At 33.0% G+C, this 15,102-nt stretch carries 12 protein-coding genes and 1 pseudogene; 2 read left to right on the top strand and 11 right to left on the bottom strand.

All coding sequences use genetic code 11. From position 1 onward, the window contains the following. The 5 genes from ABWO04_RS06150 to ABWO04_RS06130 all read right to left on the bottom strand — a co-directional run. Positions 1-627: peptidase U32 family protein (locus tag ABWO04_RS06150; RefSeq protein WP_353078283.1), on the bottom strand; the 627-nt coding region annotated here is incomplete at its 3' end. Then, positions 628-771 (bottom strand): hypothetical protein, encoded by a 144-nt coding sequence (locus ABWO04_RS06145; RefSeq protein ID WP_353078282.1) that lies wholly within the window; start codon positions 769-771, stop codon positions 628-630. A 3-nt stretch (positions 772-774) separates the two neighbouring features. Then, entirely contained in the window at positions 775-1,944 is a 1,170-nt protein-coding gene (gene purT, locus ABWO04_RS06140) for a formate-dependent phosphoribosylglycinamide formyltransferase (protein ID WP_353078280.1), read from the bottom strand. A gap of 245 nt (positions 1,945-2,189) precedes the next feature. Then, positions 2,190-3,377, bottom strand: a complete 1,188-nt coding sequence (locus tag ABWO04_RS06135; protein WP_353078278.1) for a pyridoxal phosphate-dependent aminotransferase — start codon at positions 3,375-3,377, stop codon at positions 2,190-2,192. 58 nt (positions 3,378-3,435) lie between these two features. Further along, positions 3,436-4,533 (bottom strand): fatty acid desaturase family protein, encoded by a 1,098-nt coding sequence (locus ABWO04_RS06130; protein WP_353078276.1) that lies wholly within the window; start codon positions 4,531-4,533, stop codon positions 3,436-3,438. A 108-nt stretch (positions 4,534-4,641) separates the two neighbouring features. Between ABWO04_RS06130 and rsmG the strand changes: the two genes are divergently transcribed. Continuing rightward, the gene (gene rsmG, locus ABWO04_RS06125; RefSeq protein ID WP_353078287.1) at positions 4,642-5,271 is read left to right on the top strand and encodes a 16S rRNA (guanine(527)-N(7))-methyltransferase RsmG; all 630 of its coding nucleotides are present in this window, start codon (positions 4,642-4,644) and stop codon (positions 5,269-5,271) included. Between the two features lie 57 nt (positions 5,272-5,328). Here rsmG and ABWO04_RS06120 read toward each other — a convergent pair whose 3' ends face one another. The 6 genes from ABWO04_RS06120 to ABWO04_RS06095 all read right to left on the bottom strand — a co-directional run bounded on the left by ABWO04_RS06120 (position 5,329) and on the right by ABWO04_RS06095 (position 14,857). After that, a complete protein-coding gene (locus tag ABWO04_RS06120; RefSeq protein WP_353078274.1) occupies positions 5,329-8,631 on the bottom strand; it encodes a PA domain-containing protein in 3,303 nt (1,100 codons plus the stop codon). 89 nt (positions 8,632-8,720) lie between these two features. Then, complete coding sequence (locus ABWO04_RS06115; RefSeq protein WP_353078285.1) at positions 8,721-10,064, bottom strand: deoxyguanosinetriphosphate triphosphohydrolase; 1,344 nt, start codon at positions 10,062-10,064, stop codon at positions 8,721-8,723. Positions 10,065-10,140: 76 nt separating this feature from the next. Further along, the gene (locus tag ABWO04_RS06110; RefSeq protein ID WP_291241755.1) at positions 10,141-10,362 is read right to left on the bottom strand and encodes a hypothetical protein; all 222 of its coding nucleotides are present in this window, start codon (positions 10,360-10,362) and stop codon (positions 10,141-10,143) included. A gap of 83 nt (positions 10,363-10,445) precedes the next feature. Continuing rightward, positions 10,446-12,875 (bottom strand): ribonucleoside-diphosphate reductase subunit alpha, encoded by a 2,430-nt coding sequence (locus tag ABWO04_RS06105; RefSeq protein WP_353078272.1) that lies wholly within the window; start codon positions 12,873-12,875, stop codon positions 10,446-10,448. 169 nt (positions 12,876-13,044) lie between these two features. Then, positions 13,045-14,022, bottom strand: a complete 978-nt coding sequence (locus tag ABWO04_RS06100; protein ID WP_353078270.1) for a ribonucleotide-diphosphate reductase subunit beta — start codon at positions 14,020-14,022, stop codon at positions 13,045-13,047. 268 nt (positions 14,023-14,290) lie between these two features. Then, positions 14,291-14,857 (bottom strand): DUF3109 family protein, encoded by a 567-nt coding sequence (locus ABWO04_RS06095; protein WP_353078268.1) that lies wholly within the window; start codon positions 14,855-14,857, stop codon positions 14,291-14,293. A gap of 102 nt (positions 14,858-14,959) precedes the next feature. Here ABWO04_RS06095 and ABWO04_RS06090 point away from each other — a divergent pair. Beyond that, a pseudogene (locus tag ABWO04_RS06090) lies at positions 14,960-15,102 on the top strand (MarC family protein); the annotation flags it as partial.

Below are 15,102 nucleotides of genomic sequence, written 5' to 3'. Positions count from 1 at the left end.
TTTGATTAAAGTGTCGCCATTTCCGTCAATTAAATTATAAGGTAAACGGCAATTTTGCGCACAAGAACCTCTATTTGCTGAACGTTCACCGTTTGCCACACTCATATAACAATTTCCGCTAAACGAAACACATAAGGCACCCGTTACGAAAAACTCTAATTCTACATCAGAAGCTTCACTGATTTCTTTGATTTGACTTAAATTTAATTCCCTTGCTAAAACGACACGTTTGATTCCGGCATCGGCTAAGAATTTAATTTTATCTGCATCTCGATTATTGGCTTGTGTGCTTGCGTGAAGCACAATTGGTGGCAATTCCATTTCCATTATTGCCATATCTTGAATAATCAAGGCATCGACATTGATGTGATACAATTTCCAAATCAGTTGACGACAAGATTCTAATTCATTATCGTACAAAATGGTGTTAATAACCACAAAAACTTGTGCATTAAATAAGTGTGCGTATTTAACCAATTCGGCAATGTCTTCAATAGAATTGGTAGCATTAGATCGGGCACCATACAAAGGCGCGCCAATATAAACGGCATCTGCACCTGCATTGATAGCAGCTATTCCTTGAATTAAATTTTTTGCGGGCGCTAAAATTTCAATCTTCTTCTTCATTTATGAAAGTTGTATTTTTTGTATATCTGAAGTAATAATTGTTGGGTTTTTTACTTCACATCTTCTGGGACCACATCCTAATCTTCTGGGACCACAAGAAGCCAAAACCAAACAACCTATCACAATTAGAATTATTTTTTTCATTTTTTAACTATTTACTTGTACTAAGGTAGCCATTTTTTTCGCTTTTTCAACAATTTCTTCAATGGGTGTATTTAACGTATCATACGTTAAAGTTACGCCCATTCTTCTGTACGGACGAGACGTTGGTTTTCCAAAAAGTCTGAAATCTGTTTTAGGTTGAAACGCTACGTTTTCAATTCCTGTAAAAGTTGGATGATTTGAATTTTCTGAAGCTAAAATTACTGCGCTTGCTCCTGCTCTTTCTTGTGTAATTTCGAAAATTGGTAAACTTAAAATAGCACGTAAATGCAATTCAAATTCGTTAAAATTTTGCGTATTGGCTAATGTTACCATACCGGTATCGTGAGGTCGTGGCGATAATTCTGAAAAATATACGCCTTCGTTTGTTAAGAAGAATTCTACGCCAAAAAGTCCTGCACCACCTAAAGCTTCAGTTACTTTTTTTGCCATTTCTTGTGCTTCCAAAATATCTGCTTCTGAAACTCGGGCTGGTTGCCAACTTTCTTGATAATCGCCTCGTTCTTGTCGGTGGCCAATTGGCGCGCAAAAAAGAGTGGGCAAATTATTATTTTGAGTTACCGTTAAAAGCGTAATTTCCGAATGAAAATTTACAAATGCTTCTACAATTACTTCTACAATATCGCCACGTGAACCTTCAACTGCATAGTTCCAAGCTTTTTGAATATCGTCATTTGATTTTATTGTAGATTGACCTTTTCCAGATGAACTCATTAATGGTTTTACGACGCAAGGCATTCCTACATCGGCAACTGATTTTTGTAATTCTTCGAAAGAAGTAGCATAACGATAATTAGCCGTTTTTAAACCTAATTCTTTCGCTGCTAAATCGCGTATTGCTTTTCTGTTCATAGTGAAATTAGCCGCTTTTGCAGAAGGTACAACTGTAATTCCTTGTTTTTCATAGTCATAAAAACGCTCCGTACGAATGGCTTCTATTTCTGGAACGATAAAATCTGGTTGATGTTTGGCTACAATTCTGTCTAATTCAGCGCCATCAAGCATATTGATTACTTCAAAACTGTGAGCAACTTGCATTGCTGGTGCATTTTCATAACTGTCCACAGCAATTACGGTTTGTCCGATTCGTTGTGCAGCAATTACAAATTCTTTTCCAAGTTCACCAGAACCTAATAGAAGTATTTTTTTATTCATTTTTGTTATTTTTAAATTTCAAAATTCGTTGTTTAAACTTGGAATGTTGAAGAACGAATGTTGAATGTTGAATTGGGTATGCGTTAGGGAATGCAGTGAAAATCCTTTTTTAATTGCCTGAGGTTCTCGAAGGTAATTAAAAAAGATTGTAACGTAATGCCCGACCTGAAAGGGAACGCCCATATAATTAAAAAACCATTAGAAATTAAGATCTTTACTAAATTTCTAATGGTTCTGTTTTGTATTTATGCTAAAGCATTTTTAATTCTTGAAATTGCTTCAATTAACTGTTCTTCGCTTGTTGCGTAGGATAGTCGTAAACAATTTGGACTTCCGAATGCTTCGCCAGTTACCGTTGCTACGTTGGCTTCGGCTAATAAATACATAGCAAAATCTGTAGCGTCTTTAATTTCGGTTCCTTTTACTGTTTTTCCAAAGTAATAAGAAACATCTGGGAACACGTAAAAAGCACCTTCTGGATTGGTTAATTTGAAACCTGGAATATCTTTCATTAATCCGAAAACTAAATCGCGACGTTTATGAAAAGCATCAACCATATATTTAATTTGAGAAGGATTTGCTTGTAATGCTGCAATTGTAGCTCGTTGCGCAATTGAATTGGCACCACTTGTTACTTGACCTTGCATTTTTGTACACGCTTTTGCGATGAATTCTGGCGCACCAATGTAACCAATTCTCCAACCTGTCATAGCAAATGCTTTTGCCACACCATTTACGGTAATGGTATTGTTTTCCATTCCTTCGATTGAACCTATAGAACAATAATCATCAGTGTAATTTATATGTTCGTATATTTCATCTGAAACCACATAAATGTTTGGATATTTTTTTAAAACGGCAACTAAAGCGGTAAGTTCTTCTTTATTATATACTGAACCTGAAGGATTACAAGGCGAACTGAACCACATCATTTTTGTTTTTGGTGTGATGGCCGCTTCTAATTGTTCTGCTGTGATTTTGAAATTTGTTTCCACTGAAGTTGGAACTTCTACTGGAATTCCTCCAGAAAGTTTGATGATTTCAAAGTAAGAAACCCAAAAAGGCGCTGGAAGAATTACTTCGTCACCATCGTTAAGCATAACTTGTGCAATATTGTATAAAGATTGCTTTGCACCTGTTGAAACAACAACTTGATTAGGCGTATAGTTTAGATTATTATCTCTTTTGAATTTTGCACAAATGGCTTCTTTCAAATCTAAATAACCGTCTACAGGTGAATAGGTTGAATAATTATCGTCAATGGCTTGTTTTGCCGCTTCTTTGATAAAATCTGGCGTATTGAAATCTGGTTCGCCTAAGCTTAAACTAATAATGTCTTTTCCTTGTTGTTTTAATTCTCTTGCCAATGCTGCCATTGCTAAAGTTTGAGAAACTGCAAGATTGTTAATTCTTTCAGATAAAATGTGATTCATGTTGTGTAGTTAAATATGATATAAATGAAGAAACGCGATAAATCGCGTCTCTGTTTTCTTATGCTAATTGAGGTCGTTTACCTAACTCTTTCAAATGTTTGAAATGGGCAATTACTGCACTTCGCATACTTTGATATTCGAAATAAGGTAACTCGCATTCGGCTGCAGTTTGTTTTACAAATTCTGCAATTTTACCATAATGAATATGGCTTATATTTGGAAAAATATGGTGTTCTATTTGATGATTTAGTCCGCCTGTATACCAATTTACAATCCAATTTTTAGGAGCAAAGTTAACTGTAGTTAACAGTTGGTGTATAGCCCAAGTATTTTCGATTTCACCCTCTTCATTCGGGTGTGGATTTATGGTATCTTCAGTAATATGTGCTAATTGAAAAACAACACTTAATATCATTCCAGCTGTATAATGCATTATGAAAAACCCAATTAAAATTACCCACCAACTTGCCACTCCAAAAACTAATGGTAAAACAATCCAAAAACTAAAATACACAATCTTAGAGATTACTAAACCTGTCCAAAGTGTTTTTGGATTTGGCGTATTACCATAAGATAATTTTCTTTTTATATAACCGCCCATTTGTTTAAAATCGGTTGTTAAGCACCAATTAATAGTAAGTAATCCATATAAAAATATTGAATAATAGTGTTGAAATGCATGGAATTTATACCAAGTAGCTTCTTTGGTGAAACGGATTACTCTACCAGCATCTAAATCTTCGTCATGACCAGGAATATTTGTGTAAGTATGGTGTAATACATTGTGTTGTACTTGCCAGTTATACACATTTCCTGCTAAAATATAGATACTTCCACCCATTATTTTATTTAACCAAGTTTTAGAAGAATACGAACCATGATTTCCATCATGCATTACATTCATTCCAACACCAGCCATACCAACACCTATGATTATTGATGCAAAAAGATAAGCTAAAACAGGTATGTCAATGAAAAATATTATAAAAAACGGGATGAAAAATAAGCTGAACATAATGACCGCTTTTAAATGCAATTTCCAGTTCCCTGTTTTATCAATATTATGTTCTTTGAAATAGTCGTTAACTCTTTTATTTAGTGTTCTAAAAAATTGATTTTTATCAGTTCTTGAAAAAGTTGGTGTTTGCATTTTCATCTAAATATTATATATTAATTCACAAATATACTACTATTTTTCGAAAATTTATTATGACAAATATCATATGACATAAAAATTGTATTTTTGCAAAAAATAAATAATAATTTGGAACTGATATTAAAGTATTTCCCCGATTTAACCCCATTACAGGTTGAACAATTCACAAAATTATACGATTTGTATACAGATTGGAATTCAAAAATAAATGTAATTTCAAGAAAAGATATAGAGGAGCTATATTCAAGACATGTTTTGCATTCTTTAGGCATTGCAAAAGTGATACAATTTCAACCAGGAGCAACAATTTTGGATGTAGGAACAGGCGGTGGTTTTCCAGGAATTCCGTTGGCAATTTTATTTCCAGAAACACAATTTTATTTGATAGACATTATTGCTAAAAAAATAAAAGTAGTTCAAGAAGTAGCTAATGGGTTAGGATTAAAAAATGTAAAAGCGGAACAAAAAAGAGCCGAATTAGTAAAAGAAGAATTCGACTTTATTGTTAGCCGAGCCGTAACCAATATGCCAGATTTTGTAAAATGGACAAAAGACAAAACGAAGAAAAATTCTATTCACGAATTAAAAAACGGAATTTTATATTTAAAAGGCGGTGATTTAACAGAAGAATTGGCCGCATATAAAACGGTTCAATTGTATAATTTACCTGATTTTTTTGAAGAAGATTTTTTTGAAACTAAAAAAGTGGTGTATTTACCGTTAAAGTATAAATCATAATAACTAAAAAAGCCTGTTTAATAAACAGGCTTTTTTTATGTTAGCTTATAAATTTTATTATTCTAAAATAATTTTTTCAGAGTAATTTAATCCTTCACCACTTAATTTTAACACATATATTCCTGAAGAAAATGAAGATAGATCTAACGTATTAGATGTGATAAAATTATTAATATTCTTGTTAAATACTTCTCTTCCGTTAATGTCAATAATTTTTATCGAAACCTCACCAGAAAAATCTTTAATATTAATATTCAAATTATCTTTAACTGGATTTGGATATATAGAAACATTTATATTGTTAGTAAACGTGTCGTTATTAAGAACTGTATTAGTAAATGTACCAGAGAAAACTCCTCTACCATAAGTGGCCGCAAAAACAACGTTATCGTTTCTCAAATCCAAATCTGTAACTTTAACATTACGCATTCCGTTATAAGATTGATACCAAGTTGGTGATGCCGCATTAAAATTATTTGTATACCATACTCCTAAATCAGAACCTACAATCACTTCTGTAGTTGGTAATAATGGATTTTGAAGAATACATCTTACAGGAATATCCGGGAAATTTCCTTCTTTGTTTACCCATGTTGGAGTTGCAGCTGTACCGTTAGAAGTATACCAAATACTAGTAACATTATAGTTACTCATGGTAACAAAAATTTCATCATTTGAAGTGCCGTATTCAATATCTGATATTGTTCCTACAAAAGCTGATGAAGATATATCTGTCCAAGTTGGATTGGTATTGGCATTAGTGAGTCGTAAAACTTTTCCGTTTCTAGTACCCACAAGTAATGTAGTTGAGCCGGTTGTATATTTAGAGACGGCAAAAGCAGAAGGTGAATTTGTTAGAAATGCATTTGTTAAAATAGTTTTTACTACAATACCAGTTAAACCAACATTTGTATATCTACTAATTTGATAATTTGTACCCGAACTATAATCGGAATATAAAATATCTAGATTTGAATCTAAAACCATTGGACAAATGAATGCTCCATTAGTTGTTGATTCACTATTTATTACTTTTAGAGCCCCGTCTGTAGTTCTTCTATTTATACTGCGATTATACACATAATTTGATATAAAATATTTATTTGCTCCTTGATCAAACATGGTAAATGCTCCGTCGCCACCTTGAGCTGTTACACTCGGATTTAGACCAGAAGGAACAGATGAAAAATATTGTGTACCGTTGTCTTGAGCCCCTGCAGCAAAATAGTCATTAAATAAATTTCCACCAACTGCTCCTACAGGTGCAACACCCACACTATAAAATTGGGTTACATTAAATCCATTATTTCTTGAAGTCGTTAAGAAACCCCCATCTGAAGAATAGTATACCCCACCATCATTACCAAATACAATTTTAGAATTACCTGAAGGGCCATTCCCAAATGCTAATCCATGTTGATCTGCATGAACATTTTGATAACCAAAACCGCCATACCAATGAGAAAGTTGCATATAAGAAGTTCCTCCATTTGTTGACTTAAATAAATCGATACCTCCAAGATATAGCACTTCATCATTTACCGGGTCAGCAGCAATTAATAAATCGTAAAAAGCTTGTCCTCTAGTGAAATCATTTGAAGGAATTCCAGTATCCGCATCAACTGGCAAAGCTAAATTGGTTGTTGTTGTAAAACTATTAAGCGTTTTTACAATAGCTACCGAGTTTGGTATTTCAGCTAAAACATATACCTTGTCAGGATTTGTTTTAGAAACTGCAATTTGAGTTCTTTCACCAGATGGGATACTATGTTTTTGTTGAAAGGTTACACCGTCTGTTGAAGAAAATATTCTACCACCACCAACTCCATATAAAGAATTGTTAGTTGATGACAACCATATTTTTCCGCCTGATGTAATTTCTATGTCATTTGGAGCAGTTTTACTCCCATTGCTTGTAAGTGGTAAAGCAATTTCTGTCCAAGTAACACCACTATTCGAAGACTTATATAAACCATATTCGTTACCTCCTAAAAGTGCACCAGCAGTTGGTGTTGAAGCCGCAGCTACATATATTTCTGAATTCCCAGCATTATTTCTAATTGCTACATCATTTATGTGTTGAATTCCTGGAACAAAATTTGCAGTTAGAATTGAAGAATTTAATGGATTTAAAGTAACATTAACTGGACCATTCTCTAATGCTGTAACTAAAGCATTACCATCTTGTTGTGAAATTGCAACTGACGGAATTGTAACCGTTCCAAAAGTATCCACACCACCCATAGCTGCAGGAATACCAGATACATTATTGATGACTATTACAGCTATAGCACCGGCATTTACTGCACTTGTGCATTTTTGAATAAATGGACAAGTTCCTCTTTTTATCAATGCAATTTTACCATTTACGGATGCAGCATTTATAAAGGGTCCACATCCTTCATTTGGAAGTAAAGTGCCATCATCTACCAAAACAATATTAGAAGTTATGGCTGTTGTAATTGGTACCCCAAAATCAGTTGTTTCAATAGCAGAAAAGGAACTTACTGCAGGTGAATTTACAGTAACAGTAGAACCTGATTGATAATAAGTAGGACCCGAAACACCACCTAGTACTTTTACCCAATTATTTCCACCATTTGTTGACTTCCATAATCCATCTCCAGTAACATCTCCGCCCACATATGATTCTCCTGTTCCCGCATAAAAAATATTTGAATTATTTGGATCTACAGCTATACATGTTACATTAAGATTATCTGGAATGTTTACACGAGTCCATTCAGAATTATCATTAGAAATATTTGTGTTCTTCCAAATTCCTCCGCTTACACCTCCTGCAAAAACAGTTTCATTTGTTGGATCATTTGGATCAAAAATTACGGCTCTTGTTCTACCGCCAACATTAGTAGGACCTCGTTCAATCCAACTATTGTCAATTCCATCACCGGGAGCTCTAAAAGCCGTTAAATCTTCATTTCGTTGCTTTTCAAGTTTTTGTCTTAATAGTTCAAGTTTCTCAGGAGTAGGTCGTCCAATTGATGGATCCATTGTAGCTTCCCAATCGCTTTCGTAATATTTATTTGGAGGAAGACCTAAAGCTTGTCTCTCAATTTTTGTTTTTTTAAGGGTTTCTTTATATGGGCTTTCAGATAAATAACATGCATGTAATGCTCTTAATTCATCAAATTTAGAAATTGGTTTTACTGGAACTAGCTGTAAATTCTCAACTGAATTTGTATTAGTTTTCGGTAAAGTTGAATAATCATTAGATTTTTTAAATGCAGTATTTCTTACAGATACTTCTTTTTTAACTTTTGAGTTAAGTATTTTTGATTCAGTACAACTGATAAAATTAAATAAAGAAATTCCAATAACTACTAGTAAGTGCTTTTTCATAAACAGTTTGGGTTACATAATAAAACTCAAAATTAATCTATAAATGAGTAAAACACAAAAAAATTAATATTCTTTTTTATTTTGTTCAATTATATTTTAGTTGCATTGATAATTTTATAAATTTCAATAGCTTTTCCGTCAGTTAATAATGAAACAAATTGACAAATGTTCAATAATTTATCGTACATTGTTTCTTTATGGCTTTTGTATTTTTCGGGAAGGATATTCATTATTAATTTATCGAAATTTGTACCTGAATTAGTTGACGTGTTAATGTAAGCTTGAATAAAAACATCTAAAAGCGTATGAATAACTTTATATCCAATGATTTCTTTTTCAATTACTTCTTTTGATTGATAAATATTTTTTACGCTAATATTAATAATGTCTGAAATTTGGGCTTTATACTGACTTTTATCCATTAAAGAAACTGAAAATTCTCCTTTTAATATGGCAGTTTCATTATCCATAAATACAGAAACCGCATCGTTTATTAAGCTTCCGATAGCCAACGCACGTAGGTAACTAATGCGGTCTTCTTTGGTTTGAAGTTCGTTGTATTTTTTAGAATCGATAGATTTTTGAACCAGCTTTATTAAATATTCTAAAGCAAAATCTTCATTAATTAATCCTAATTTTATGCCATCTTCAAAATCAATAATTGTGTAGCAAATATCATCAGCAGCTTCAACTAAAAAGGCTAAAGGATGACGAAAATAGCCTACATCAGGATTCGATTTGTTCGAAATCATACCTAATTCTGAGGCTACTTCTTGAAAGAATTGTTTGTCTTGTTGAAAAAAACCGTATTTTTTATCACAAATATTTGAAGTTGGCTTTTTGGGCAAACTTTCTTTCGGATATTTCATAAAAGTTCCTAAAGTAGCATAAGATAATCGCAAAGCGCCTTCCACGCCTTCTCTGTTTGATGTTAAAATAGAAAAGCCATTTGCATTTCCTTCAAAATCAACAATATCTTGCCACTCTTTTTCGGTTACTTCCGACTTGTATTTCTGTCCACTTCCTGAAGAAAAATATTCTCCAATTGCTTTTTCTCCAGAATGTCCAAATGGGGGATTTCCAATATCGTGTGACAAACAAGCCGCAGCAACAATAGCTCCAAAGTCGTTTAATTGATAGCCGTGGATTTCTTGTAAATGTGGGTATTTTTCTAAAATTTTTTTTCCAACCAATCTTCCTATGGAACGACCCACAACAGAAACTTCCAAACTATGTGTCAAACGCGTATGCACAAAATCTGTTTTAGAAAGTGGAATTACTTGTGTTTTATCTTGAAGCAAACGGAATTCTGAAGAAAAAATAATTCTATCGTAATCTACTTCAAAACCCAAACGGGTGTCGTCTTGTTCTTTTCGTAATCTTTTACTCGTGTCGCCTTGTCGTTTTAAAGACAAAAGTTGTTCCCACTTCATCATTGTGTTCGGTTTTAGAAATACGAAGATAGGAATTTAGAAATAAAAAAATCCTTCGTTTTGAAGGATTTTAATTTTACTCTTTTAAATTAGATAAGAAAAACAAACTTGATTTTTTTGGGTACTTATCATAACTTTTATCGCTTGGATTTTCAATGACGGTTTTCAAATTTACCTCATCGCCAATTTTAAATTTTGAAACCACTAATTTATAGTCTAACATATACGGGCCGCAGAAAAAATTTCCGTCGGCATCTTGTTCAATTAATCCAGTATATACTCCTTTTTCTTTTGCCATAATTTTATTTTTTTTCAAAGGTATAAAAAAACAGCCATTAAAAATAATGACTGTTTTATATAATATAATTTATGTTTTTCTACTTATGAACCACACATTTCGCAATCGTCTGGACCTGCGTTTTTAGCTAATTCAATCATCGCTCGGTATTCTTCCGCAGACATTGCACTTGTAGAAACTGGCTCCACCGCTTGCACTACTTCCAATTGTTCTTTTGGTTGAATATTTTGTATTGGTTCTGCTTTTTTATCGTTGTTTAATGTAAATTTAATCGCATCAACAGCTGCTTTTGTTCGTAAATAATACATTCCAGTTTTTAAACCTGATTGCCAAGCGTAAAAGTGCATAGACGTTAATTTTGCATAATTTGCATTTTGCATAAATAAGTTTAACGACTGCGATTGATCTACGAAATATCCACGGTGACGCGACATATCAATAATGTCTTTCATAGACATTTCCCAAACGGTTTTGTATAATTCTTTTAAATCTTGAGGAATATTTAAATTTTGAACGGATCCGTTTTCACGCATTAATTCTTGTTTTAAATCTTCTGTCCACAAACCTAATTTTACTAAATCTTCCAGTAAATGTTTGTTTACTACTATAAACTCTCCAGACAACACTCTACGCGTATAAATGTTTGAAGTATACGGTTCAAATGCTTCGTTATTTCCTAAAATTTGAGAAGTAGACGCCGTAGGCATTGGTGCTACTAACAATGAGTTACGTACTCCAAATTCCATTACTTCTTTTCTTAAACTCGCCCAATCCCAACGTCCAGATAAATCTGAATCTTGAATTCCCCATAAGTTGTGTTGAAATTCTCCTTGAGAAATTGGAGAGCCTTCAAAGCTGGAATAAGGTCCTTCTTCTTTTGCCATTTCCATAGAAGCAGTTACTGCTGCAAAATACATAGTTTCAAAGATTTCTTGATTTAATGTTTTTGCCTCATCACTTGTAAAAGGTAATCGTAACATAATAAATGCATCGGCTAAACCTTGTACGCCTAATCCGATTGGACGGTGACGCTTATTTGAATTTTCTCCTTCAACAACTGGATAATAATTTCTATCAATTACTTTATTTAAGTTTCGAGTAACACGTTTGGTTACGGTGTAAAATAACTCGTGATTAAATGCCCCGTTTTCAACAAACATAGGTAATGAAAGTGATGCTAAATTACAAACAGCAATTTCATCTTTGGAAGTAAATTCCATAATTTCGGTACATAAATTCGAAGAACGAATGGTACCTAAATTTTTCTGATTTGATTTTCTGTTTGCTGCATCTTTGTACAACATATATGGCGTTCCCGTTTCAATTTGAGATTCTAGAATTTTTTCCCATAATTCGTGTGCTTTGATGGTTTTTCTTCCTTTTCCTGCTGCTTCATACGACGTGTAAAGTGCTTCAAATTCTTCACCGTGCACATCATATAAACCTGGACATTCATTTGGACACATTAACGTCCAGTGTCCGTCTTCTTGAACACGTTTCATAAATAAATCTGATGTCCACATAGCAAAAAATAAATCACGAGCACGCATTTCTTCTTTACCTGTATTCTTTTTCAAGTCTAAGAAATCGAAAATATCGGCATGCCAGGTTTCAATGTAAATAGCAAAACTTCCTTTTCGTTTTCCACCACCTTGATCTACGTAACGCGCCGTATCATTAAACACACGTAACATAGGAACAATTCCGTTAGAGGTTCCGTTAGTCCCTCGAATATATGAACCTGTGGCACGTACGTTATGAATTGATAATCCAATTCCACCAGCAGATTGAGAAATTTTTGCGGTTTGTTTTAATGTGTCATAAATACCATCGATACTATCGTCTTGCATCGCTAAAAGGAAACAAGATGACATTTGAGGTTTTGGCGTACCTGCATTAAATAATGTTGGTGTAGCGTGTGTGAAGAATTTTTTCGACATTAAGTCGTAGGTTTCTAACACTGCTGGTAAATCATTTAAGTGAATTCCTACAGAAACACGCATCAACATATGTTGCGGACGCTCAACAATTTTTCCGTTAATTTTTAATAAATACGAACGTTCCAAAGTTTTAAATCCGAAATAATCGTAGTTAAAATCTCTGTTATATATGATATGAGAATTTAAATATTCTGCATTTTCTTGAATTACTTTATGTACTTCTTCTGATAAAAGAGGTGCTGCTTGATTGGTTCTTGGATTTACATAATGATACATTTCACTCATCGTTTCCGAGAAGGATTTATTGGTATTTTTATGTAAATTAGAAATGGCGATACGAGCTGCCAATTGTGCGTAATCAGGGTGAGCGATGGTCATTGAAGCGGCCGTTTCAGCTGCTAAGTTATCTAATTCTGAAGTAGTTACCCCATCGTACAAACCTTCAATAACTCGCATAGCTACTTTTACAGCATCTACTAAATCATTTAAACCATAACACAGTTTTTTAATTCTGTCTGTGATTTTGTCAAAACTTACTGGCTCTTTGTGGCCATCTCTTTTAATTACGTACATAGTTTTTGTTTTTTTGAAACAGCAAATCCCTTTACTGATTCGGGTTATTTGTAATACTTATTTTTTAGCCAGTAAGTAGGGCTTGTCGCTTTTTAAGAACAAAAGCAACTTACGTTTTAGGAAAAGTGAATAGCAGGATTTGGGGAAATCTGTATTGTAAGTTTTTCTTTTAAAAATCAGCGTCAAAAGTAATTTTTTGTGCTTCAGTATCTGTATTCATAACACCTGCTTTTTGGTATTCAGCTACTTTTTTCTCAAAGAAATTTGTTTTTCCTTGTAACGAAATCATATCCATAAAATCAAATGGATTTGAGGTATTGTACTCTCTATCGCATCCTAATTCTACTAATAATCTATCTGCTACAAATTCTAAATATTGCGTCATTAATCCAGCATTCATTCCAATTAATGAAACAGGTAACGATTCTGTAATAAATTCTCTTTCGATATTTAACGCATCAACAATAATGGTTCTGATACGATCTTTTGAAACTTTGTTTACTAAATGATGGTTGTGTAAGTGTACGGCAAAATCGCAATGTACGCCTTCGTCACGAGAAATTAATTCGTTAGAAAAGGTTAAACCTGGCATTAAACCACGTTTTTTCAACCAATAAATAGAACAAAATGCACCAGAGAAGAAAATTCCTTCTACAGCTGCAAACGCTATCAATCGTTCTGCAAAAGAATCCGATTCAATCCACTTTAATGCCCAATCTGCTTTTTTCTTAATTGCAGGAAATACATCTAAAGCGTTAAATAATTCATTTTTCTCAGCTTCATCTTTTACATAAGTATCAATTAAAAGCGAATAAGTTTCAGAATGGATGTTTTCCATCATAATTTGAAAACCATAGAAAAATTTAGCTTCTGCATATTGCACTTCATTTACGAAATTTTCAGCTAAATTTTCATTCACAATTCCGTCAGAAGCAGCAAAAAAGGCTAAAATGTGTTTGATGAAGTATTTTTCATCCGCAGACAACTTATTATTCCAATCATTTAAATCTTGAGACAAATCAATTTCTTCAGCTGTCCAAAAACTGGCTTCCATTTTTTTATACCATTCCCAAATATCGTGGTGTTTGATAGGAAAAATTACAAATCTGTTTTTGTTTTCTTGTAAAATTGGCTCAACGATTGACATAAGTAATTGATTTTATAATTTTAAGCGAGATACATTCTCTATATTTTTAACTTTACAAATTTCAATAAATCAATTGAATAATAAAAGTCAAACTTATTCACAATTTGACTAAGTTTTTAACAATCATACATTATTACAAAAATTAAAAATATTTTTATAATTATTTGATTATCAATGTATTAAATAACGTTAAACAAAATAAAAAAATCGGGTTAATCAGCTGAAAATACAACTACTAACACGATTTTTTGAGGTGTTTTTTTGAGGGCTATTTTTTTAAATCTTCGGCTACTTTTTCTAATTCTTCGTACCAATCGATTCCAAATTTTCGAACTAAGGCTTCTTTTACAAATTTATAAACCGGAACTTGTAATTCTGCTCCTAAAGCACAAGCGTCAGAGCAAATATGCCATTTATGATAATTTACCGCTGAAAAATCGGAATATTCTTTTACTCGAACTGGGTATAAATGACAAGATACTGGTTTTTTCCAACTTACTTCTCCTTGATTATAAGCTTGTTCGATCCCACAAAGTGCGGTTTTATTGTCGAAAATTACATACGCGCAATCTTTCCCATCAATTAATGTAGTTTCTAATTCGCCATCCGTTCCGATAACGTGTGTTCCTTGTGCTTCAATAGCAGCAATTCCTTCTTTTCGTAAAAAGGGTTTCACTTTCGGATAAATAGCTGCTAAAATTTGAGTCTCTTCTTGGGTTAAAGGAGCACCCGCATCGCCATCTACACAACACGCGCCTTTGCAAGCAGATAAATTACAAACAAAATCTTTTTCTAAAATTTCTTCAGAAACAATGGTTTTTTGAAGTTGAAACATACTTATTTTATTTAAAGCGCAAAGATAGGAATTAAATACGGCAAATTTTAATTTGAAAACACGCCAATTGAACTTAATCCGTATCTTTGCAAAAAACATTTTATGATTGACTGGAAAGAAGTTTTTACCATATCGATGATATTATTTGCTGTAATTGATATTTTAGGGAGTATTCCTATTATTGTAGATTTACGAAGTAAAATTGGACATATACAATCAGAAAAGGCAACTATAGTTTCAGCTAT

Origin of the sequence: Flavobacterium sp. (assembly GCF_040382755.1) — a bacterium.
Taxonomy (GTDB): domain Bacteria; phylum Bacteroidota; class Bacteroidia; order Flavobacteriales; family Flavobacteriaceae; genus Flavobacterium.
Note: the sequence above shows the minus strand (reverse complement) of the source record. Positions and strands in the feature narration are given on the sequence as shown.